This window comes from Pseudomonas sp. CFBP 13719 (assembly GCF_014842095.1).
GTDB lineage: Bacteria > Pseudomonadota > Gammaproteobacteria > Pseudomonadales > Pseudomonadaceae > Aquipseudomonas.
The window spans coordinates 234,044-254,850 of the sequence record NZ_JACYVB010000001.1; the positions used below are offsets into that span (position 1 = coordinate 234,044).

Genomic DNA, 20,807 nt, shown 5'->3' on the forward strand with positions numbered 1-20,807 from the left:
TCCCCCTTTTTGCTCAATAACCCTTGAACTGCGGCTCGCGCTTGGCGATGAACGCAGCCATGCCCTCTTTCTGATCTTCGCTGGCAAACGCCGCGTGGAACACCCGCCGCTCGAAACGCACGCCTTCGGACAAGCTCACTTCGAAAGCGCGGTTGACGCTCTCCTTGACCATCATGGCGATCGGCAGCGACTTCGCCGCGATTTGCTGCGCAACCTCCAGCGCCTCGTCAAGCAGTCGGTCGGCGGCCACGATACGGGCAACCAGCCCCGCCCGCTCCGCTTCCTCGGCGCCCATCAAGCGGCCGGTCAGGCACAGCTCCATGGCCTTGGCCTTGCCCACTGCATGGGTCAGACGCTGGGTGCCGCCCATGCCCGGCAGCACGCCGAGCTTGATCTCCGGCTGGCCGAACTTGGCATTGTCGGCGGCAAGGATGAAATCGCACATCAACGCCAGCTCGCAACCCCCGCCCAGGGCAAAGCCGGCCACGGCAGCGATCATCGGCTTGCGCCGATTGGCGACCCGGTCGCTCTCGTGGAACAGATCGTCGAGGTAGATCTGCGGGTAGCGCAGCTCCGCCATTTCCTTGATGTCGGCGCCGGCGGCAAACGCCTTGGCAGATCCGGTAAGGACGATGCAGCCGATCTCGCGATCGCTTTCCAGGCGATCGAGGGCCTGGTTCAATTCGTCGATCAACTGCGCGTTGAGGGCATTCAACGCCTGCGGTCGATTGAGCGTGATCAAGCCTACGCGGCCGCGTGTTTCCAAGAGGATGGTTTCAAAAGCCATGGCATTGTCTCCAGGTAGAGGCATTTTCTGCCCCGCTGATTATTGTTGTATCGACCCCTGGGCGGCGTACTGCCCATGATCGCGTGTCGTGTTTGTAGCATTCTGAAACCTGATACCGGACATTCTTCGGCCGCAGCCGGGCACCACCGGCCCATGCCAGCCTCCAATGGATGCTATGGTGCGGACCTGCGACACCCTGCGTCCAAGCATCCACGCTGCATCACAGTCCACTCCAGGAGGTCCCCCATGCTTCGCCTGTCCACGCTGGCGCTCGCCAGCATTTTTGCCCAACCACTGCTGGCCGCCGATTCGTCGCCCAGCTACGGCCCCGAACTGCAAGGCTTCGACTATCCGTACACGCTGCAACATTACGCCTTCGAGTCCCAGGGCAAAAGCCTGCAGATGGGTTATATGGACGTCGCCGCCAACGGCAAGGCCAACGGCCGCACCGTGGTACTGATGCATGGCAAGAATTTCTGCGGTGCTACCTGGGAAAGCTCGATCAAGGCGCTCAGCGATGCCGGGTACCGCGTGGTGGCGCCCGACCAGATCGGCTTCTGCACCTCCAGCAAGCCTGAGCACTATCAATACAGCTTCCAGCAGTTGGCGAACAATACCCATGACCTGCTGACCCGCATCGGGGTCAAGGAAGCGGTGATCATGGGTCATTCCACCGGCGGCATGCTCGCGACTCGCTACGCCTTGATGTTCCCCGAAGACACCGAGCGCCTGGCCATGGTCAATCCCATCGGCCTGGAAGACTGGAAAGCCATGGGCGTGCCCTATCGCAGCGTCGACCAGTGGTTCGAACGCGAGACCAAGGTCACCGCCGAAGGCATCCGCAACTACGAGCGCAGCACCTATTACGGTGGTCGCTGGAAGCCTGAGTACGACCGTTGGGTAGACATGCTGGCGGGGTTGAACAAGGGCCCGGGGCATACCTTGGTGGCATGGAATTCGGCATTGATCTACGACATGATCTTCACCCAGCCGGTGGTCTACGAGTTCAAGGACCTGCAGGTGCCGACCCTGCTGCTGATCGGTGACGCCGACACCACGGCGATCGGCAGCGACATCGCGCCACCCCAGGTCAAGGCCACGCTGGGCAAATACACCGTGCTGGGCAAACAGGCCAGCCAGCTGATTCCTCACAGCACCCTGGTGGAATTTGCCGGGCTTGGCCATGCACCGCAAATGGAGGAGCCGGCGCGCTTCCACAAGGCCCTGCTCGATTGGCTGGACACTCCCCAGAAACCGCTGTGACAAGAGGCAACCCCCATGCGAATAGCCGTCATCGACGACTGGCAATCGGTGGCTGAAAGCGTGGTCGACTGGACCCCGCTGCAAGCCGTAGGCGAGCTCGATTTCATTCACGATTACCCCGGCGAAAGCGCAGTGCAGGCCGAGCGCCTTGCGCCCTACGCCATCATCTGCGTGATGCGTGAACGCACGCTATTCGACGCCGGCCTGCTCGAACGACTGCCGCAGCTCAAGCTACTGGTGACCGGGGGCATGCGCAACGCAGCCATCGACCTGCAGGCCGCAGACCGCCTGGGCATTCAGGTGGCCGGCACGGACAGCTACAAGCATGCTGCGCCGGAACTGACGTGGGCGCTGCTGATGGCGCTGACCCGTGATCTGCTCGGCGAAGCCAACTCGCTGCGCGCTGGCGGTTGGCAGATCGGCCTGGGTGGCGATCTGCACGGCAGCACATTGGGCCTGCTGGGCCTGGGCAGTATCGGTGAAAAGGTGGCCCGCTTCGGTCAGGCGTTCGGCATGCGGGTGATTGCCTGGAGCCAGAACCTGACGCCCGAGCGGGCGGCGCAGGTGGGGGTCGAATGCGTGAGCAAGCAGCAACTGTTCGAGCAGGCCGACGTGCTGAGCGTGCACCTGGTGCTGAGCGACCGCAGCCGGGGACTGGTCGATGCCCAGGCGTTGGCATGGATGAAGCCGGGCGCGCGGCTGGTGAACACGTCGCGCGGCCCCATCATTGACGAAACGGCGTTGATTCAGTCCCTGCGTGACGGCCACCTGGGCGGCGCGGCGCTGGACGTGTTCGACGAAGAACCACTGGCGCCGGACCATCCGTTCCGGACCCTGCCCAACGTGCTGGCAACGCCGCACATCGGCTACGTCAGCGGCAACAACTATCGGCTGTTCTTCAGCCAGATGATCGAAGACATACTGGCCTGGCATTCGGGCCAGCCGGTGCGCCTGCTGACCCGCTGACCCGCTGGCCGAAACGATCAGTCGATCAGCCCGGCGCCGCGCAGTGCCGCTGTCGCCTGCTGCCAACGTGGATGCCGACGGTACTCGACGTCGGCGTGGGTGCGGCCGCGCATGGCGGCGATGCGTGGCGAGGGCTGCACGCCCATGCGCTGCGCGGCGCTCAAGGCCAGCTCGGCCGCCGCGCGGTCGTTGCACACCAGGCCCATGTCACAACCAGCACTCAGGGCTGCCTCGATACGGCTGGCGGCGTCGCCGACCACATGGGCGCCGGCCATCGACAGGTCGTCGCTGAAAATCACTCCATCGAAGCCCAACTCGCCGCGCAATATGTCCTGCAACCAACGGCGCGAGAAGCCTGCGGGGTTGCTGTCCACCTGCGGGTAAATGACATGTGCCGGCATGACCGCCGCCAGCTTGCCCGCCAGCCGCGCGAATGGCACCAGATCGCAGGCACGAATCTGCTCGAGGCTGCGCTCGTCGGTAGGAATCGCCACATGAGAATCGGCTTCCGCCCAGCCGTGACCGGGAAAATGCTTGCCGCACGCCGCCATGCCGGCCGCGTTCATGCCGCGGATGAACGCGCCCGCCAGCAGCGTGGCCCGCTCGGGGTCGCCCTCGAACGCGCGGGTGCCGACCACGGCGCTGCGCCCGTGATCCAGATCCAGCACCGGCGCAAAACTCAGGTCCAGCCCCACCGCCAGCACCTCGGCGGCCATCAGCCAGCCGCAATGCTCGGCCAGGCCGGCCGCATCCGCGTGGTGCGCCAGCTCGCGCATGGCCGGCAGACGCACAAAGCCCTGGCGCAGCCGTTGCACACGCCCGCCCTCCTGGTCCACAGCCAGAATCAGGTCGGGCCGAACAGCGCGAATCGCGGCGGTCAACTCGCGTACCTGGCGCGGATGCTCGATGTTGCGCGCGAAAATGATCAGCCCGGCAACTTCGGGCTGGCGCAGCAGATGGCGGTCCTCGGCGCTGAGCCAGGTACCGGCAACGTCGACCATCAGGGAGCCTTGCAGACGAGCGCTCATGGATTTTCCTTGTAGAGAGGGAGCTGGAGGGCGACCCGGCACACGTCAGGCCTTGGCAGCAGCCGGGGTGCTCTTGCTGCGTGGCCGCAGTTGAGCGGCGGCCATGGCCTGATCGGTTACCGCACTCTGCGCGCGCATGCCTGCGGCGAGGAACGGCACCATCAAGCGCATCACCTGCTCGATCGAGGTGTCGACGCCGAAGTCGGTTTCCGCAATGGCACGCAGGGCCTTGATCCCGGACATGCTGAACGCCGCGGCGCCCAGCATGAAATGCACGCGCCAGAACAGCTCCAGAGGGGGAATGCGTGGTGCGGCTTCGTTGACCAGCAGCATGTACCGGCGAAAGACCTTGCCGTACATGTCTTCGAGGTAACGACGCAAGTGGCCCTGGCTCTGGCTGAAGGCCAGGCCGAGCAGGCGCATGAAGATGGAAAGGTCGTTACCGCTGCGCGGTTGAACGACGAGTGCCTGCTCTACCAGAATTTCCAGCAGCTCTTCCAGGCTGGCCTTGGGCATCGCGCTGGCTTGCCGCCGCTCCAGCTCACGGTCGAGGCTGGCGCAGAAGGGCCCGAGAAATCTGGAGAATACCGCCTGGATGAGCGCTTTCTTCGAACCGAAGTGGTAGTTCACTGCCGCCAGGTTGACCCCGGCTTTGCTAGTGATCAGGCGCAGCGAGGTTTCCGCGAAGCCTTTTTCCGCAAAAAGCTGTTCTGCGGCATCGAGGATGCGTTCAACGGTTTCCGACTGGGCCATGGCAACTCCGCCTGACAAACACTTGTTTGAAACATACGTTTCAAAGTGCGTAACTGTCAAGTCCATACGGCCTTTTTGTGGCCGTGGGTCACGTATTAAAGCATACAAATTCATCGCCTTAGCGCAGCATGCGAACTTCGGCAGGCGACGCGCCCGGAAAACGGTATTGCCAAGGGCCATCTACTGTATATAATCCCAGTCACTGTACAAAAAGACAGAGCCATCGACATGTTGAAATTGACGCCACGCCAAGCTGAAATTCTGGCCTTCATCAAGCGCTGCCTTGACGACAATGGCTTTCCACCTACCCGTGCGGAAATTGCTCAGGAACTGGGGTTCAAGTCACCAAACGCGGCCGAGGAACACCTCAAGGCCCTGGCGCGAAAAGGCGCCATCGAGATGACTCCAGGCGCCTCGCGCGGCATCCGCATCCCCGGCTCCGAAGCCCGCAACGACGACGCCAGCCTGCCGGTCGTCGGGCGCGTTGCTGCAGGTGCACCGATACTGGCGCAGGAACACATCGAAGAGTCCTGCAAGATCAACCCGGGCTTCTTCCATCCGCGCGCCGACTACCTCCTGCGCGTACAGGGCATGAGCATGCGCGACGTCGGCATTCTCGACGGTGATCTGCTTGCCGTGCACACCTGCCGCGAGGTACGCAACGGGCAGATCGTGGTCGCGCGCATCGGCGACGAAGTCACCGTGAAACGGTTCCAGCGTGAAGGCAACAAGGTTTTCCTGGTCGCGGAAAATCCCGACTTCGCACCCATTGAAGTCGACCTCAAAGATCAGGATCTGGTCATTGAAGGTCTGAGCGTCGGCGTCATTCGTCGATAAGGAGGCATCATGCAGTTTCCCCTGTCACCCCAACAAGCACAAATGTCGCTGTTCGAAGCATTCATGGCTGCACCGGCAACGCCGCTGTTCAAGGAGACCGTCGAGTCGCCGTGGACCGTCGCCGACCCGGATGTATTCAGCGAGATGTCTCTACGTGGTGCCGCGGGGAACTGCCTGAGCCTGCTGGCGCCCATGCTGCGGGAATTGAGCGAAGAGCAGGACGCGCGCTGGCTGACGCTGATCGCTCCGCCGGCAAGCCTGACGCAAGCCTGGCTGCGCGATGCAGGGCTCAATCGCGAGCGCATATTGCTACTTCAGCCTTGGGGTACGCAAAGCGCCCAGCAATTGGCATGCGAGGCGTTACGCCTGGGTCGCAGCCATACCGTGGTCAGCTGGCTCAACCCGCTACCTTCCGCGGCGAGACAACAATTGATCACGGCCGCGCGCCAGGGCAGCGCGCAGAGCCTGAACATTCGTTTGGGATAAACCTGCGATAACGGAATACTGCCCGCTCGGGCCAGCGCAAGGCGCTCGCCGCGCGGCAGGATCAGTGCAGGACGTGCGGGCCGTCGTCCTTGTCGATCTCCCCTTCCACCAGCTTGCCGGCCATCTGCACGCCGACACTGAGCATGGCCTTGGCCACTTCCACGTGCTGGCCCTGCAGGAATGCCTTGGCATCTTCGGAAAAATTCAGCGTCACCAGCGAACCTTCGTCCTCGGCACGACGCAACTCGATGCGGCCGTCAGGCAGCTCGACAATCTCAAGAAAGGACGTTGGCATAAGGACATGTTCTCCACGAAAGGCGGGCATTGTAGCAGTGTCAAGGCAAATCAGCACTCACTGAGCCCTTCGCGGAAACGAACGGTCAAGCCCTTGAGCTGCTGACGCCAGCTTTCGAGCACCTCGCGGCTGAGTTCCGGCTCTTCGACCTCATCCAGATTGACCGCCTGGATCAGCGGCTGGGTCACATCGCCCTTGGGCTTCTTGGGGGCCCTGGGCGGTACGAACAGCGCGCTGTGCGCAGCAAGCAATTGCGCCAGCCAGGTGTGCGAATGCTGGGCCAGCTCCACTAATTCCGCCAGCTCGGGAATGGACGTGCCGTCGAGCGCCTGCGCCGTCAGCAGGTTTTCCGCACGGGCAGTACCGGCCTGAGGCAGGCGGTAATAGCCGGCGATCTCGTGGCACAGCCCCAACAATGCACCGTACAGGTGGAACAGCGCGGATTCGCGCTGAGCCTGCGACTGAGCCTGCGCATTGATGGCCTGGCCCAGTTCGGCCTTGCCCATGGCTTCCAGCGCCAGCCCGGTGAAATAGATTTTCTGGTTGGTACGGGTATAGAGCTCATAGGCCATGCTGGCGATCTCCGCAGTGAACACTCGACTGCAACAGTGTCGGGAACCTGCCCAGCCAGTGCAAGCCACAAATGAAAAGGCCGCACTGTCCTGGGGACGGTGCGGCCTTGGTGCTGCTGGCGCTTCAGCGCTTGTCTTCGACCTTCCACGTCTTGCCGTCGTAGAAAGCCTTCCAACCGGTCGGCTTGCCCTCGACCTCGCTCTGCACGTACTGCTCCTTGGTCTTGCGGCTGTAGCGGATCACGGTCGGACGGCCGTCCGGGTCCTTGATCGGCGCGTCGAACAGGAAGCTGTACTTGGGATCGATCTCATCCTTGTGCGGGATGATCTCCAGCACCAGCGGGGCACGGGTTTCGCGGTTCTTCGGAAACTGGCTGGCGGCCAGGAACAGACCCGATGCGCCATCGCGCAGCACGTAGGTGTCGTTGACCTTCTCGCACTTGAGCTCGGGCATCTTCACCGCGTCCATCTTGGGCGGTGCCGCTTCGCCACTCTTGAGCAGCTTGCGGGTGTTCTTGCACTCCGGGTTGGTGCAGCCGAAGAACTTGCCGAAACGGCCGGTTTTCAACTGCATCTCGCTGCCGCACTTGTCGCATTCCAGGCTGGGGCCTTCATAGCCCTTGATGCGGTAGTTGCCCTCTTCGATCTCGTAGCCAGGGCAGTCGGGGTTGTTCCCGCAGATGTGCAGCTTGCGCTTTTCATCCAGCAGGTACGCATCCATGGCGGTCGCGCAGACCGGGCAGCGATGCTTGCCGCGCAGAATCTGCGATTCGGACTCGCCTTCGTCGTCGGCCGCGATCTCGTCGCCTGGAATCAGGTTGATGGTGACCTTGCAGCGTTCCTTGGGTGGCAGCGCATAGCCCGAACAGCCCAGGAACACCCCGGTGGACGCGGTACGGATCATCATCGGCCGGCCGCATTCGCGACAGGCGATGTTGGTCAGGGTCGGCAGGTTGGCGCGCATGCCGCTGTCAGCCGCACCGGCAACGTCCAGTTTGCCCTTGAAGTCTCCGTAGAACTCGTCGAGAACGTTCTTCCAGTCGCGCTCGCCGTGTGCCACATCATCGAGGTTCTCTTCCATGCCGGCGGTAAAGCCGTAGTCCATGAGGTTGGAGAAGCTTTCGGACAGCCGCTCGGTGACGATGTCGCCCATCTTTTCCGAGTAGAAGCGACGGTTGTGCAGCGCCACGTAGCCACGGTCCTGGATGGTCGAGATGATCGCCGCGTAGGTGGACGGACGACCGATGCCGCGTTTTTCCATTTCCTTGACCAGGCTGGCTTCGGAATAGCGCGCAGGCGGCTTGGTGAAGTGCTGAGTAGGGTCCAGCTGGAGCAGCTTGAGTTGCTCACCCTGGTTCATTTCCGGCAGCACGTCGTCGTCGCCCGGCTTGCTCATCTGTGGCAGCACACGGGTGTAGCCGTCGAACTTGAGGATACGGCCCTTGGCGCGCAGCTCGAAATCAGCGGCAGCCACGGTAACGGTGGTCGACAGGTACTGGGCAGGCGGCATCTGGCAGGCGAGGAACTGGCGCCAGATCAATTCGTAGAGGCGCTCGGCATCGCGTTCCATGCCGTTCAGCTTGCTCGGATGAGTGTTCACGTCCGATGGGCGAATGGCCTCGTGCGCTTCCTGGGCGCCCTGCTTGCTGCCGTAGACCATCGGCGATTCCGGCAGGTACTTCTTGCCGAACTCGCTCTCGATGTAGGCCCGAGCCATCTCCACGGCGTCGACCGACAGGTTGGTGGAGTCGGTACGCATGTAGGTGATATAGCCAGCTTCGTACAAGCGCTGCGCCATCATCATGGTCTTCTTCACGCCGTAGCCCAGGCGGTTGCTCGCGGCCTGCTGCAGCGTGGAAGTAATGAACGGCGCCGACGGCTTGCTGCTGGTGGGTTTGTCTTCGCGCTTGACGATGCTGTAGCTGGCATCCTTGAGCTTGGCCAGCGCGGCCATGGCCTGGGCTTCGTTGAGGGGTTTGAAGGCTTCGCCGTTCTCGCGAGCCACTTCAAAACGCACCTTGGCGGCCTTGGCCGACGCCAGGTCGGCATGCACTTCCCAGTATTCCTCGGGATTGAACGCGCGGATCTCGCGTTCACGCTCGACCACCAGTTTCACTGCCACAGACTGCACGCGACCAGCGGACAGCCCGCGGGCGATCTTCTGCCAGAGCAGCGGCGACACCATGTAGCCGACCACGCGATCGAGGAAGCGCCGCGCCTGCTGCGCATTGACCCGATCGATGTCCAGCTCGCCGGGGCGAGAGAAGGCTTCCTGGATGGCTTTCTTGGTGATCTCGTTGAACACCACGCGCTTGTAGCGGCTGTCATCGCCACCGATGGCTTCGCGCAGGTGCCAGGCAATGGCTTCCCCCTCGCGGTCCAAGTCCGTCGCCAGATAGATGGTGTCGGCATCCTTGGCCAGCCGGCGCAGTTCCTCGATGACCTTTTCCTTGCCGGGGAGGATCTCGTACTTGGCCTTCCAGCCCTGGTCCGGATCCACGCCCATGCGTGCCACCAACTGCTTGCGGGCCTTTTCCTTGGGCGACAGGGCCGGCGCGTCGGCAGCCGCCGCCTTGCCGCGCTTGGCGGCCGGCTCCTTGCTGGCGCTCGCCGAACCGCTGGTGGGCAAGTCTCGGATATGGCCGATACTCGACTTCACCACGTACTGGTCACCCAGATACTTGTTGATGGTCTTGGCCTTAGCCGGGGATTCCACAATGACCAGCGATTTGCCCATGGATCGGAAAATTCCTGAATACTTGAAATGAAAGGCATGCGGCGCCTTGCGAGGCCCCGCTATATATAGTGGTGAGAACGTGAGGTCAAGCGCCGAGGTTCAAGCGGTCGGCGCCTGCGGAACGGAAAACAGGCTGGGTTCGGCCTTCACCAAAGCAAAGCGCGGGACGCTCTCGCCGTCAACCTCGACCGACTCCAGGAACATGCTCAGCGGTCGCACCCAGAGGCCGAACTCACCGTACAGCGCCTGATAGAACACGACTTCCTGTTCATCCTCGGAACTGCGCGCGACGCCATAGACACGATACTCGGGGCCTTTGTAATGACGATAGAGCCCTGGTTGTATATGCATGTTGCGCCTCGCTTGAAATACTCGATTGAAATACTTTTCTAAATAAACCCGGAAAAAGCAAAACCGGGACACTGGGCCCCGGTTGGTTCGACTGGCTCGTCAGGACTAGACGCGCTCGAAGACCGTGGTGATGCCCTGCCCCAGGCCTACGCACATGGTAGCCAGGCCGAATGTGCCGCCATTCTGCTTCATGACATTGAGCAGCGTGCCGGAAATTCGTGCACCTGAACAACCGAAAGGATGCCCCAGGGCGATCGCGCCGCCATGCAGGTTAACCTTCTCGTTCATCTTGTCGAGCACTTTCAGATCCTTGAGCACAGGCAGGGCCTGTGCGGCGAAGGCTTCGTTGAGTTCGATGAAGTCGATGTCGGCAATGCCCAGACCTGCGCGCTTGAGCGCTTTCTGGGTGGCCGGCACTGGCCCGTAGCCCATGATCGCGGGGTCGACGCCGGCCACTGCCATGGAGCGGATCACCGCCAATGGCGTGATGCCCAGGTCCTGGGCGCGCTGCGCCGACATCACGATCATGCACGAGGCACCGTCGGTGATCTGCGACGAAGTACCGGCCGTGACCGTACCGCCCTTCGGGTTGAAGGCAGGCTTGAGCGCCGCAAGGCTTTCCAGGGTGGTGTCGGGGCGAATCGTTTCATCGTAGTCGAAGACCTTGATGAAGCCGTTCTCGTCGCACCCCTGCATCGGGATGATCTCGTCCTTGAACTTGCCCTGGACCGTAGCCTGGTGCGCCAGCTGGTGCGAGCGCACGCCGAAGGCATCCTGCTGTTCGCGGGTGATGCCGTGCATTTTACCGAGCATCTCGGCGGTAAGACCCATCATGCCCGACGCTTTCGCGGCGTACAGCGACATGTGCGGGTTCGGATCGACGCCGTGCATCATGCCGACGTGGCCCATGTGCTCGACGCCGCCGACCACGAACACATCGCCGTTGCCGGTCATGATCGCCTGGGCGGCAGTGTGCAGCGCGCTCATGGACGAGCCGCACAGGCGGCTGACGGTCTGGCCGGCTGCAGTGTGCGGGATCTGCGTCATCAGGGACGCCATCCGGGCGATGTTCCAACCCTGCTCCAAGGTCTGGTTGACGCAGCCCCAGATCACGTCCTCGACTTCGGCCGGGTCCACCTTGGCGTTGCGTTCCAGCAGCTTGCTGATCAGGTGCGCCGACATGTCCTCGGCGCGGGTGTTGCGGTGCATGCCGCCTTTGGAGCGGCCCATGGGGGTGCGACCGAAGTCGACGATCACCACGTCTCTAGGATTCAAGCTCATCAGTCATTCACCCTTGTTCTGTACGTTGGCCGCTTGCCCGAAGAAGGTCTGGCCAGCACGCGCCATTTCACGAAGCTTCTGCGTAGGCTGGTACAGCGGACCCAGTTCGGCGTAGCGGTCGGCCAGTTCGACGAATTCGGCAACGCCCAGCGAATCGATGTAGCGCAGCGCACCGCCGCGGAACGGGGGGAAACCGATGCCATAGACCAGGCCCATGTCGGCCTCGGCTGCGGTTTCGACGATGCCGTCTTCCAGGCAGCGTACGGTTTCCAGGCACAGCGGGATCATCATCCAGTTGACGATGTCTTCGTCGGAGACCTCACGCTGTTCGTAGATCACCGGCTTGAGCACGTCCAGCGCCGCAGGATCGGCGACCTTTTTCGGCTTGCCACGCTTGTCGGTTTCGTAGGCATAGAAGCCCTTGCCGTTCTTCTGACCCAGGCGGTTGGCCTCGTACAGCGCGTCGATGGCAGAGCGGCGCTCGTCTTTCATGCGATCCGGGAAGCCTTCGGCCATCACGTCACGGCCATGATGGCCGGTGTCGATGCCGACCACGTCCATCAGGTAGGCCGGGCCCATGGGCCAGCCGAATTTCTCCATGACCTTGTCGATGCGCACGAAATCGACACCGGCACTGACCAGCCGGGCGAACCCACCGAAGTACGGGAACAGCACGCGGTTCACCAGGAAGCCGGGGCAATCGTTGACGACGATGGGGTTCTTGCCCATCTTGCGGGCATAGGCCACGGTGGTCGCCACGGCAACCTCACTGGACTTCTCGCCACGGATCACTTCGACCAGCGGCATCATGTGCACCGGGTTGAAGAAGTGCATGCCGACGAAGTTTTCCGGACGCTTGAGTGCCTGGGCCAGCAGGTTGATGGAAATGGTCGAGGTGTTGGACGCCAGGATGGTGTCGTCCTTGACCTGCGCCTCGACCTCGGCCAGCACTGCCTGCTTGACCTTGGGGTTTTCCACCACCGCTTCGACGACGATGTCGACATGGCCGAAATCGCCGTAGGACAGCGTCGGACGAATGTCGTTGAGCGCTTCGGCCATCTTCGCCGGGGTCAGGCGACCTTTTTCGACGCGTGCACCGAGCAGTTTGGACGCCTCGGCCAGGCCCTGTTCGATGCCCTTCTCGTTGATGTCCTTCATCAGGATCGGCGTGCCCTTGAGCGCCGACTGATAGGCGATGCCACCGCCCATGATGCCAGCGCCCAGCACGGCCGCCTGACTCACGTTGCGGGCCACCTTGTCGTAGCCACGGGCCTTGCGCTTGAGCTCCTGATCGTTGAGGAACAGGCCGATGAGGCTTTGCGCAGCCGAGGTCTTGGCCATCTTGGCGAAGCCGGCGGCCTCGATCTCCAGGGCTTTCTCGCGACCGAAACTGGCGGCTTTCTGGATGGTCTTGATGGCCTCTACCGGCGCGGGGTAGTTGGGCCCGGCCTGGCCGGCGACGAAGCCCTTGGCGGTTTCGAAGGCCATCATCTGTTCGATGGCATTGAGCTTGAGCTTGGCCAGCTTGGGCTGGCGCTTGGCCTTGTAGTCGAATTCGCCGCTGATTGCGCGCTTGACCAGGTCTAAAGCAGCAGCCTCCAGCTTGTCCGGCGCCACGACCGCATCGACCACACCCACCTTGAGCGCATCGTCGGCGGCGTTTTCCTTGCCCGACGCAATCCACTCGATGGCATTGTCGGCGCCGATGATGCGCGGCAGGCGCACCGTGCCGCCGAAACCTGGGTAGATGCCCAGCTTGACCTCGGGCAGGCCGATCTTCGCTTCACTGGACATGACCCGGTAGTCGGCAGCCAGGCACATTTCCAGGCCGCCGCCCAGGGCGATGCCGTTGATGGCGGCAACCGTCGGCACCTCGAGGTCCTCGAAGTCGCTGAAGATGCGATTGGCCTGCAGGTTGCCCGCGACCAGCTCGGCTTCGGGCAACTTGAAATTCTCGACGAATTCGGTGATGTCCGCACCGACGATGAAGACGTCCTTGCCACTGGCGACGATCACGCCCTTGACCGAAGCGTCGGCCTTGATCGCCGCGATCGCTGCGCGCAGCTCTTCGAGCGTGAGGCGATTGAATTTGTTGACGGACTCGCCCTTGAGGTCGAAACGCAGTTCGACGATGCCACTTTCAAGAGCCTTCACCGTGATGGCTTTACCTTCGTAAATCATCCACTGATCTCCACGATATGGAAGCTGAACAGTACACGCCTGACGCTGGGTAAAAGGGGGCGGTACATGGCCGCCGCTCTCTGTAGCCAGGCATACCCGTCAGCGCGGTAGTCGGGATAATGCTGGAGCGTGACTGAAAAACGCTCGATTCATACGCCCGTTTGATTGGGCTGCGTGTACATTCACGGAATTGCGGACGATTGTCAAATGCCGCGCCAGCCGCGAGAAAACGCGACTTTGCGGTCATTTCTGGAATGCGCGGAAAAGCGTACCTGCGACAGCCTGCCGCAGGCATATGACGATAGCTCGAGACAGCGATCAAGCCAGCGCTTGAAGGACCTTTGCAATATCCTGAAGTACCTTTTCGTCACCCTTCTCGCCCCAGTACAACGCGAGCATCTGCGGCCCGGCTTCGAGCTTGTAGACGTCGGCGGGCAAGGTAGCCAGGTGAGGCAGCAGCAGTGGATCGACGCAGGCTTCGCGCCACTGATTGCACCAGACCCCCGGTTCGGTCTGCCAGTAGCTCCAGCTGTCGACCCGGCCCTTGCGGCGTGGCCGATGGTATTGCGCACAGGGGTCGGGCGGCTCGACGCTGAGCCAGTGCGGCCACTGCTGGGGGGCCAGTTGCATGGCCAGGCCCATCCGCCGCGCCTGCAGGCGCACGGCCATGCGGCCGCTCTGGCTGCGCGACGGCCTCAGCCATACCATGGGGCTGAGAATCAGCGCAAGGATTGACACGACTATCCACACCGTCATAAAGAGTACACCCGCTAAGCGTTTCAAATAGATCGGCGAGGGTTGTTCATGTCGCGCCCCGCCCAAACAGTCCATACTCAAGCTATCGCAATCGTCAGGAGTGCTTCTCATGCCCTACCAACACATTCTGGTCGCCGTCGACCTCACCGAGGAGTGTGACCCGGTCATCAAGCGGGCCCGGGAGCTGGCGGTCAGCAACGGCGCCAAGCTCTCGCTGGTGCACATCGTCGAACCCATGGCCATGGCTTTCGGCGGGGACGTGCCGATGGACCTCTCGCAGTTGCAGCAGCAGCAGTTCGACCAGGCCAAGGAGCGCCTGGAAACGCTGAAGGTCAAGTACCCGGACCTGGTCGTCGGCGATTGCCACCTGACCTACGGCCAGCCGCGTCAGGAAATTCACAACCTGGCGAAGAAATCGGAATGCGACCTGGTGGTGGTCGGCAGTCATGGCCGTCATGGCCTGGCATTGCTGCTCGGTTCGACGGCCAACGACGTGTTGCACGGCGCGCCGTGCGACGTTTTGGCGGTGCGCCTGGTCAAGCGCGCCGAGTGACGTGCATCACCCCGGACCAGGCATCCATGCCGGTTCGGGGTGAGTGGTCAGCTCGAGGTTCAGGCGTCGAGTTCGGCCCAGCGCTCGACCATGACTTCCAGCTCGGCCTGCGAAGCTTCCAGCTTGGCCATCACTTCCGCCGTCTGCGCGGCAGGCCGCTGATAGAACCCGGCATCGGCCATCTCGGCTTCCAGCGCGGCGATTTCCTGCTCCTTGGCTTCGATCTGGCCCGGCAGGGCTTCCAGCTCGCGCTGCAGCTTGTAGCTGAGCTTCTTCTTGGCGGGCGCCGGTGCTTCCACTGGCGCAGGCTCTGCGGCCTTGACCACGGCGCTGTTGAGCTCGGCCTTGCCTGACTTGTTCTCGGTCACGCCAAGCAGCTTGGGCGAGCCGCCCTGACGAATCCAGTCCTGATAGCCACCGACGTATTCGCGAACCTTGCCGTCGCCTTCGAACACCAGCGTGCTGGTGACCACGTTGTCGAGGAAGGCCCGGTCGTGGCTGACCATCAACACGGTGCCCTTGAAAGCGGACAGCACTTCTTCGAGCAGTTCGAGGGTCTCGACGTCGAGGTCGTTGGTCGGTTCGTCCAGTACCAGCAGGTTGGCCGGCTTGCTGAACAGCTTGGCCAGCAACAGGCGCGCACGCTCACCGCCCGACAGGGCCTTGACCGGCGTGCGTGCACGCTGCGGGCTGAACAGGAAGTCGCCCAGGTAGCTCAGCACGTGGCGGCTCTGACCGTCGATGTCGATGAAGTCGCGGCCCTCGGCAACGTTGTCGATGACGGTTTTTTCCAGATCGAGCTGGTGGCGCAACTGGTCGAAGTAGGCGACGTCCAGGCGCGTGCCGACGTCGACCGAACCACTGGTGGGCTGCAGGTTGTCGAGCATCAGTTTGAGCAGCGTGGTCTTGCCGGTACCGTTCGCCCCCAGCAGGCCGATACGGTCCTCGCGCTGCAGCACCATGGAGAAATCCTTGATCAGCATCGGCCCACCCGGATGGGCGAAGCTGACGTTGTCGAGGACCATGACCTGCTTGCCGGACTTGTCGGCGGTATCGAGCTGGATGTTGGCCTTGCCGGTACGCTCGCGACGTTCGCCGCGCTCCACACGCAGTGCCTTGAGCGCACGCACGCGGCCTTCGTTGCGGGTGCGTCGGGCCTTGATGCCCTGGCGGATCCACACTTCTTCCTGGGCCAGACGCTTGTCGAACAGCGCGTTGGCGGTTTCCTCGGCCGACAGCATGGCTTCCTTGTGCACCAGGAAGCTGGCGTAGTCGCCGTTCCAGTCGATCAGGCCGCCGCGGTCGAGTTCGAGAATGCGCGTGGCCAGATTCTGCAGGAAGGAACGGTCGTGGGTGATGAACAGCACCGCACCCTGGAAATCCTTGAGGGCTTCTTCGAGCCAGGCGATCGCGCCGATGTCCAGGTGGTTGGTCGGTTCGTCGAGCAGCAGCAGATCAGGTTCGGACACCAGCGCCTGGGCCAGCAGGACGCGGCGGCGCCAGCCGCCGGACAACTGCTTCAAGGTCTTGTCGGCCGGCAGTTGCAGGCGGCTCAGGGTACTGTCGACCAATTGCTGCAGGCGCCAGCCGTCACGGGCTTCGAGATCCTGCTGGACGTGCATGAGCTTGTTCAGGTCTTCGTCGGTGACGATGTTCTGGCTCAGGTGGTGGTATTCGGCCAGCAAAGCGCCGACCCCGTCCAGGCCTTCGGCAACCACGTCGAACACGGTCCGGTCGTCGGCCACCGGCAGTTCCTGCGGCAGCTCGCCGATCTTCAGCCCCGGCGCGCGCCAGACGGCGCCGTCGTCGGGTTTCTGCACGCCCTTGACCAGCTTCAGCATGCTGGATTTGCCAGTGCCGTTGCGGCCGATGATGCACACCCGCTCACCACGGGCGATCTGCCAGGACACCTTGTCCAACAACGGCATCGCGCCGAATGCAAGGGACACATCGCTGAATTTGAGCAGGGTCATGAGCTTCTCCAAAAACCGGGCGCGCATTCTAACCGACTTTTACCCCGGCAGACCGAAGGCAACAATAAAATGAATGATCCTCAACGCTTTCATCGCGCCTGCCCTAGAGGCTAAGCTAGGCTCACTTCTTTAGTGCTGGCACTGCCGACACTTGTCACGTCTTTTCTGCCTGGAAGTCTCATGCGCAGTCGCCTGTTCAGCCTGTTGTCCTGCCTTATCCTTTCTGCATCCAGCGTCGCCAACGTCCAGGCCGCCGACCTGGCCACGCAGCGTCAGTACTACGACGAGGCCAAGCGCGCCCTGGCCAAGGGCGACAGCGGGCCGTACATGCGCTACGCCGCCGAGCTTCAGGACTACCCGTTGGAGGCCTACCTGGCCTACGACGAGCTCACCCCGCGCCTGCGCAGCGCCAGCAACGCCGAGATCGAAGGCTTTTTCGCCAAGCACGGCGACCTGCCCCAGGCCAACTGGATGAAGCTGCGCTGGCTGCGGCAGCTGGCCGAGCGCGGCGAATGGGCGCCGTTCGTCAAATACTACGACCCCAAGCTCAACTTCAAGGAGCTCGACTGCCTGTACGGCCAGTACCAACTGAGCAACAGCCAGCTGCGCGCCGAAGGCTATGCCAATGCCGACAAACTGTGGCTCACCGGCAAATCGCTGCCTACGGCCTGCGACGGGCTGTTCCAGCGCTGGGCCAGCGAAGGCCAGCTGACCGAGAACAAGCGCTGGCAGCGCGCCAAGCTGGCGGCCCAGGAACGCAACTACCCGTTGGCCACCAGCCTGGTACAGAGCCTGACCAGCCTGTCGAGTCAGGGTCGACTGCTGCTCGACGTCGCGCAGAAACCCGAACTGCTCGATCAACCGGCGCGCTTCATGCCGGTCGACGAAGCCATGTCCGACGTGGTCGGGCTGGGCCTGCGCCGTCTGGCCCGTCAGGACCCGGAAAAAGCCATGCGCATGCTCGACAGCTATGCCAGCAGCATGCGTTTCTCGGCCGAGGAGAAGGTTGCCATCGCCCGTGAGATCGGCCTGACCCTGGCGCGGCGCTACGACCCGCGAGCGCTGGAACTGATGACCCGCTACGATCCGGAGCTGCGCGACGACACCGTGACCGAATGGCGCCTGCGCCTGCTGCTGCGCCTGGGCCGCTGGCAGGAAGCCTACGACCTCACCACCCGCCTGCCCAAGGACCTGGCCAAGACCAACCGCTGGCAGTACTGGCAGGCGCGCAGCCTGGAGCTGGCCCAGCCGCAGAGTGCCAAGGTGCCGTCGCTGTACAAGGCGGTGGCCAAGGAGCGCGACTTCTACGGTTTCCTGGCGGCCGACCGCATCCAGGCGCCCTACTCGCTCAACAACAAGCCGCTGGTGATGAGCCAGGCGCTGGTCAACAAGGTGCGCAACACCGCCGGTGTGCGCCGTTCGCTTGAGCTGTACGCGCGTGGCCAGATCGTCGATGCGCGACGCGAGTGGTATCACGTCAGCCGCCATTTCGACCGTGACGAGATGGTTGCCCAGGCCAAGCTGGCCTACGACATGCGCTGGTACTTCCCGGCCATTCGCACGATCAGCCAGGCGCAGTACTGGGACGACCTGGACATCCGCTTCCCGATGGCTCACCGCGACACCCTTATTCGCGAAGCGAATGTGCGAGGCCTGCACACCAGTTGGGTGTTTGCCATCACCCGTCAGGAAAGCGCCTTCATGGACGACGCCCGCTCCGGTGCCGGCGCCATGGGGCTGATGCAGTTGATGCCGGGTACCGCCAAAGAGACCTCGCGCAAGTTCAGCATCCCACTGTCGTCGCCGCAGCAGGTACTCGACCCCGACACCAACATCCAGCTGGGTGCGGCGTACCTGAGCCAGGTGCACAGCCAGTTCAACGGCAATCGGGTACTGGCCTCGGCCGCCTACAACGCGGGCCCCGGGCGCGTACGGCAGTGGCTCAGAGGCGCAAACCACCTGAGCTTCGATGTCTGGGTGGAGTCCATTCCATTCGATGAAACCCGCCAGTACGTGCAGAACGTGTTGTCCTACGCCGTCATCTATGGCGAGAAGCTCAACGCGCCGCAGCCGGTGGTGGACTGGCACGAACGCTTCTTCGACGACCAGTGAGCCAAGCCTGGCAGCCTGCCGGCTGCCGGCCTGTCACTCGAGCACAGTGATCGGCATCCCCACTTCCAGCACGCCGGCGCCATCGCACACCAGATTCTGGCCGAACATCGCATGACCGTCCTGCTGGCGGTAGCGCTTGAGGGTCGCCAGGGGTTCGCGATCGGCGCTGCGCTCGCCGGTCTGTGGGTCCAGCGTAGTCAGAATGCAGCGCGCGCAGGGCTTGAGCACACGAAAGTCCAGGCTGCCGATGCGAATGCGCTTCCAGCCGTCCTCGGCAAAGGCGGCGCTGTCCCGAACGACCAGGTTGGGCCGAAAGCGCGCCATCTCCAGCGTCCGTCCGACTCGTGCGCAGAGGTCGTCCAGCGAGCCCTGGCCGATCAACAACAGTGGAAAGCCATCGGCAAAAGCCACCTTGTCGCCGCCTTCGCCGTAACCGGCGCTGACGGTGCGGGCACGCTCGACGGGCACATACACCAGCCGAGTCGGCTTGCCGACGAAATCACTGACCCAGCGCGCTGCTTCATCGCCAGCGTCGGGGACGCGGAAGCTGTCGTTCCACAAGGTGACCCCGCGCAGCTCGCCTGCCTCGGGGATTGGCACGTTGAGGTCGGGGTGTCCGGCTGCGCTCAGACGCAGGCCTGCGTTTTCAACGACCTGTGTACCCAACTGCCCCAGGCGGGGGTCGGCGCGCTGGCTGAGGAACCGACCGCTGTGGGCATCGACCAGCATCCAGCGGCGGTCACCGAGCAGCCCCAAGCCATCGACTGGGGATTGCTGCAGCGATTGGCCAATGGCCGATTTGAGCGGGTAACGGTACAGCGCGGCGAGGCTCGACATGGCCCGGCTCCTCAGGACTGAGAAAAGCCCAGTCTAGCGGAACCGACGGGACAATAACGAGGGCCTGTCAGCGTTGATCCAGCTCCAGGCGCTGGCGCACTACGTCGACCAGTTTGTCGGGCTGGAACTTGGACAGAAAGTTGTCACAGCCGACCTTTTTCACCATCGACTCGTTGAAGCTGCCCGACAGCGAGGTGTGCAGCACCACGTAGAGTTCGCGCAGTCGCGGGTCGTTGCGGATTTCGGTGGTGAGGCGGTAGCCGTCCATTTCCGGCATTTCGGCGTCGGTGAAGACCATGAGCAGCTTGTCGGTCATGCGCTCGCCGGTATCGGCCCAGGCCTTGAGCTTGTTCAACGCCTTCAGGCCATCGCTGGCCACGTGCATCTTGATGTCCAGCTGGGACAAGGTATCGCGCAACTGCGCAAGTGCCACGGTCGAGTCATCCACCAGCAGCACTTCTCGGCCACGGGCACGCGCCAGCAAGGGGTCGTCGAGCTTGTCGCGGGAAACGCGAGCGTTGTAGGGGACGATTTCGGCGAGCACCTTTTCCACGTCGATGATCTCGACCAGTTGCTCGTCGACCCGGCTGATCGCGGTCAGATAATGCTGGCGCCCGGCACTGGCGGGAGGCGGCAGGATCGCTTCCCAGTTCATGTTGACGATGCGATCGACACCGCCAACCAGGAAGGCCTGGATCGAGCGATTGTATTCGGTGACGATGATGGTGCTGCTCGGCCCCGGCACCAGCGGGCGCATGCCGATGGCCTGGGACAGGTCGATCACCGGCAGGGTCTGCCCGCGCAGATTGATCACGCCGCAGACATAGGGATGGCGCTGCGGCATCAGCGTCAGCTTGGGCAACTGCAGGACTTCCTGGACCTTGAACACGTTGATCGCGAACAGTTGCCTGCCGGCCAGGCGAAACATGAGCAGCTCCAGACGGTTTTCACCCACCAGCTGCGTACGTTGGTCAACCGAGTCAAGAATGCCGGCCATGTAAAACTCCAAAGCCCAAGTGAAAGAAGATGTACCGGGCTA

The 20,807-nt window shown here is 62.9% G+C and carries 19 protein-coding genes; 6 read left to right on the top strand and 13 right to left on the bottom strand.

Annotated features, from left to right (window positions below):
- Nucleotides 1-13 precede the first annotated feature (13 nt).
- Complete coding sequence (locus IFT57_RS01200; protein ID WP_122796849.1) at nucleotides 14-787, bottom strand: enoyl-CoA hydratase; 774 nt, start codon at nucleotides 785-787, stop codon at nucleotides 14-16.
- A gap of 246 nt (nucleotides 788-1,033) precedes the next feature.
- Here IFT57_RS01200 and IFT57_RS01205 point away from each other — a divergent pair, with 246 nt between their 5' ends.
- Nucleotides 1,034-2,050, top strand: a complete 1,017-nt coding sequence (locus IFT57_RS01205) for an alpha/beta fold hydrolase (RefSeq protein ID WP_192150039.1) — start codon at nucleotides 1,034-1,036, stop codon at nucleotides 2,048-2,050.
- Nucleotides 2,051-2,065: 15 nt separating this feature from the next.
- Nucleotides 2,066-3,016, top strand: coding sequence for a D-2-hydroxyacid dehydrogenase family protein (locus tag IFT57_RS01210; RefSeq protein ID WP_192150041.1), 951 nt, complete (start codon nucleotides 2,066-2,068; stop codon nucleotides 3,014-3,016).
- 17 nt (nucleotides 3,017-3,033) lie between these two features.
- Here IFT57_RS01210 and nagZ read toward each other — a convergent pair whose 3' ends face one another.
- Nucleotides 3,034-4,044, bottom strand: coding sequence for a beta-N-acetylhexosaminidase (gene nagZ, locus IFT57_RS01215; protein WP_192150043.1), 1,011 nt, complete (start codon nucleotides 4,042-4,044; stop codon nucleotides 3,034-3,036).
- 45 nt (nucleotides 4,045-4,089) lie between these two features.
- Nucleotides 4,090-4,797 (bottom strand): TetR/AcrR family transcriptional regulator, encoded by a 708-nt coding sequence (locus IFT57_RS01220; RefSeq protein ID WP_122800541.1) that lies wholly within the window; start codon nucleotides 4,795-4,797, stop codon nucleotides 4,090-4,092.
- Nucleotides 4,798-5,025: 228 nt separating this feature from the next.
- On the opposite strand from IFT57_RS01220, the gene lexA reads away from it, so the two are divergent.
- Together lexA and sulA are read left to right on the top strand one after the other, a co-directional pair.
- A complete protein-coding gene (gene lexA, locus IFT57_RS01225; RefSeq protein ID WP_043188277.1) occupies nucleotides 5,026-5,634 on the top strand; it encodes a transcriptional repressor LexA in 609 nt (202 codons plus the stop codon).
- Between the two features lie 9 nt (nucleotides 5,635-5,643).
- The gene (gene sulA, locus IFT57_RS01230; RefSeq protein WP_192150045.1) at nucleotides 5,644-6,120 is read left to right on the top strand and encodes an SOS-induced cell division inhibitor SulA; all 477 of its coding nucleotides are present in this window, start codon (nucleotides 5,644-5,646) and stop codon (nucleotides 6,118-6,120) included.
- Between the two features lie 61 nt (nucleotides 6,121-6,181).
- Here sulA and IFT57_RS01235 read toward each other — a convergent pair whose 3' ends face one another.
- The 7 genes from IFT57_RS01235 to IFT57_RS01265 all read right to left on the bottom strand — a co-directional run bounded on the left by IFT57_RS01235 (nucleotide 6,182) and on the right by IFT57_RS01265 (nucleotide 14,293).
- The gene (locus IFT57_RS01235) at nucleotides 6,182-6,415 is read right to left on the bottom strand and encodes a hypothetical protein (RefSeq protein ID WP_163007598.1); all 234 of its coding nucleotides are present in this window, start codon (nucleotides 6,413-6,415) and stop codon (nucleotides 6,182-6,184) included.
- A gap of 50 nt (nucleotides 6,416-6,465) precedes the next feature.
- Nucleotides 6,466-6,987, bottom strand: a complete 522-nt coding sequence (locus IFT57_RS01240) for a DUF6586 family protein (RefSeq protein WP_192150047.1) — start codon at nucleotides 6,985-6,987, stop codon at nucleotides 6,466-6,468.
- A 124-nt stretch (nucleotides 6,988-7,111) separates the two neighbouring features.
- Nucleotides 7,112-9,724 (bottom strand): type I DNA topoisomerase, encoded by a 2,613-nt coding sequence (topA, locus tag IFT57_RS01245; RefSeq protein ID WP_192150049.1) that lies wholly within the window; start codon nucleotides 9,722-9,724, stop codon nucleotides 7,112-7,114.
- Between the two features lie 99 nt (nucleotides 9,725-9,823).
- The gene (locus IFT57_RS01250; RefSeq protein ID WP_122478796.1) at nucleotides 9,824-10,075 is read right to left on the bottom strand and encodes a DUF1653 domain-containing protein; all 252 of its coding nucleotides are present in this window, start codon (nucleotides 10,073-10,075) and stop codon (nucleotides 9,824-9,826) included.
- 105 nt (nucleotides 10,076-10,180) lie between these two features.
- Nucleotides 10,181-11,356, bottom strand: a complete 1,176-nt coding sequence (gene fadA, locus IFT57_RS01255) for an acetyl-CoA C-acyltransferase FadA (protein ID WP_122712969.1) — start codon at nucleotides 11,354-11,356, stop codon at nucleotides 10,181-10,183.
- A gap of 3 nt (nucleotides 11,357-11,359) precedes the next feature.
- Nucleotides 11,360-13,537 (bottom strand): fatty acid oxidation complex subunit alpha FadB, encoded by a 2,178-nt coding sequence (gene fadB / locus IFT57_RS01260; RefSeq protein ID WP_192150051.1) that lies wholly within the window; start codon nucleotides 13,535-13,537, stop codon nucleotides 11,360-11,362.
- Nucleotides 13,538-13,855: 318 nt separating this feature from the next.
- Nucleotides 13,856-14,293 carry a hypothetical protein gene (locus IFT57_RS01265; protein ID WP_122478800.1) on the bottom strand — a complete coding sequence of 146 codons (438 nt, stop codon included), beginning with the start codon at nucleotides 14,291-14,293 and terminating at the stop codon, nucleotides 13,856-13,858.
- A 109-nt stretch (nucleotides 14,294-14,402) separates the two neighbouring features.
- Here IFT57_RS01265 and IFT57_RS01270 point away from each other — a divergent pair, with 109 nt between their 5' ends.
- Nucleotides 14,403-14,846 carry a universal stress protein gene (locus IFT57_RS01270; RefSeq protein WP_043188257.1) on the top strand — a complete coding sequence of 148 codons (444 nt, stop codon included), beginning with the start codon at nucleotides 14,403-14,405 and terminating at the stop codon, nucleotides 14,844-14,846.
- Between the two features lie 59 nt (nucleotides 14,847-14,905).
- Here IFT57_RS01270 and IFT57_RS01275 read toward each other — a convergent pair whose 3' ends face one another.
- Nucleotides 14,906-16,819 (bottom strand): ATP-binding cassette domain-containing protein, encoded by a 1,914-nt coding sequence (locus tag IFT57_RS01275; protein ID WP_192150054.1) that lies wholly within the window; start codon nucleotides 16,817-16,819, stop codon nucleotides 14,906-14,908.
- Between the two features lie 180 nt (nucleotides 16,820-16,999).
- On the opposite strand from IFT57_RS01275, the gene IFT57_RS01280 reads away from it, so the two are divergent.
- Nucleotides 17,000-18,931 carry a transglycosylase SLT domain-containing protein gene (locus IFT57_RS01280; protein WP_192150057.1) on the top strand — a complete coding sequence of 644 codons (1,932 nt, stop codon included), beginning with the start codon at nucleotides 17,000-17,002 and terminating at the stop codon, nucleotides 18,929-18,931.
- 33 nt (nucleotides 18,932-18,964) lie between these two features.
- Here the strand turns inward: IFT57_RS01280 and IFT57_RS01285 are convergent, their stop codons facing one another.
- Together IFT57_RS01285 and IFT57_RS01290 are read right to left on the bottom strand one after the other, a co-directional pair.
- Entirely contained in the window at nucleotides 18,965-19,768 is an 804-nt protein-coding gene (locus tag IFT57_RS01285; protein WP_192150059.1) for an MOSC domain-containing protein, read from the bottom strand.
- A gap of 67 nt (nucleotides 19,769-19,835) precedes the next feature.
- A complete protein-coding gene (locus IFT57_RS01290) occupies nucleotides 19,836-20,765 on the bottom strand; it encodes a chemotaxis protein CheV (protein ID WP_122712974.1) in 930 nt (309 codons plus the stop codon).
- Between the last annotated feature and the right edge of the window lie 42 nt (nucleotides 20,766-20,807).

What these genes read in the sequence shown, in the direction of transcription:
- IFT57_RS01205 (WP_192150039.1), top strand. Translation starts at nt 1,034, where the DNA reads ATGCTTCGCCTGTCCACGCTGGCGCTCGCCAGCATTTTTGCCCAACCA.
- nagZ (WP_192150043.1), bottom strand. Translation starts at nt 4,044, where the DNA reads ATGAGCGCTCGTCTGCAAGGCTCCCTGATGGTCGACGTTGCCGGTACC.
- IFT57_RS01250 (WP_122478796.1), bottom strand. Translation starts at nt 10,075, where the DNA reads ATGCATATACAACCAGGGCTCTATCGTCATTACAAAGGCCCCGAGTAT.
- IFT57_RS01275 (WP_192150054.1), bottom strand. Translation starts at nt 16,819, where the DNA reads ATGACCCTGCTCAAATTCAGCGATGTGTCCCTTGCATTCGGCGCGATG.
- IFT57_RS01285 (WP_192150059.1), bottom strand. Translation starts at nt 19,768, where the DNA reads ATGTCGAGCCTCGCCGCGCTGTACCGTTACCCGCTCAAATCGGCCATT.
- IFT57_RS01200 (WP_122796849.1), bottom strand. Translation starts at nt 787, where the DNA reads ATGGCTTTTGAAACCATCCTCTTGGAAACACGCGGCCGCGTAGGCTTG.
- topA (WP_192150049.1), bottom strand. Translation starts at nt 9,724, where the DNA reads ATGGGCAAATCGCTGGTCATTGTGGAATCCCCGGCTAAGGCCAAGACC.
- fadB (WP_192150051.1), bottom strand. Translation starts at nt 13,537, where the DNA reads ATGATTTACGAAGGTAAAGCCATCACGGTGAAGGCTCTTGAAAGTGGC.
- IFT57_RS01210 (WP_192150041.1), top strand. Translation starts at nt 2,066, where the DNA reads ATGCGAATAGCCGTCATCGACGACTGGCAATCGGTGGCTGAAAGCGTG.
- IFT57_RS01265 (WP_122478800.1), bottom strand. Translation starts at nt 14,293, where the DNA reads ATGACGGTGTGGATAGTCGTGTCAATCCTTGCGCTGATTCTCAGCCCC.
- IFT57_RS01235 (WP_163007598.1), bottom strand. Translation starts at nt 6,415, where the DNA reads ATGCCAACGTCCTTTCTTGAGATTGTCGAGCTGCCTGACGGCCGCATC.
- IFT57_RS01290 (WP_122712974.1), bottom strand. Translation starts at nt 20,765, where the DNA reads ATGGCCGGCATTCTTGACTCGGTTGACCAACGTACGCAGCTGGTGGGT.
- IFT57_RS01240 (WP_192150047.1), bottom strand. Translation starts at nt 6,987, where the DNA reads ATGGCCTATGAGCTCTATACCCGTACCAACCAGAAAATCTATTTCACC.
- sulA (WP_192150045.1), top strand. Translation starts at nt 5,644, where the DNA reads ATGCAGTTTCCCCTGTCACCCCAACAAGCACAAATGTCGCTGTTCGAA.
- IFT57_RS01280 (WP_192150057.1), top strand. Translation starts at nt 17,000, where the DNA reads ATGCGCAGTCGCCTGTTCAGCCTGTTGTCCTGCCTTATCCTTTCTGCA.
- IFT57_RS01270 (WP_043188257.1), top strand. Translation starts at nt 14,403, where the DNA reads ATGCCCTACCAACACATTCTGGTCGCCGTCGACCTCACCGAGGAGTGT.
- lexA (WP_043188277.1), top strand. Translation starts at nt 5,026, where the DNA reads ATGTTGAAATTGACGCCACGCCAAGCTGAAATTCTGGCCTTCATCAAG.
- fadA (WP_122712969.1), bottom strand. Translation starts at nt 11,356, where the DNA reads ATGAGCTTGAATCCTAGAGACGTGGTGATCGTCGACTTCGGTCGCACC.
- IFT57_RS01220 (WP_122800541.1), bottom strand. Translation starts at nt 4,797, where the DNA reads ATGGCCCAGTCGGAAACCGTTGAACGCATCCTCGATGCCGCAGAACAG.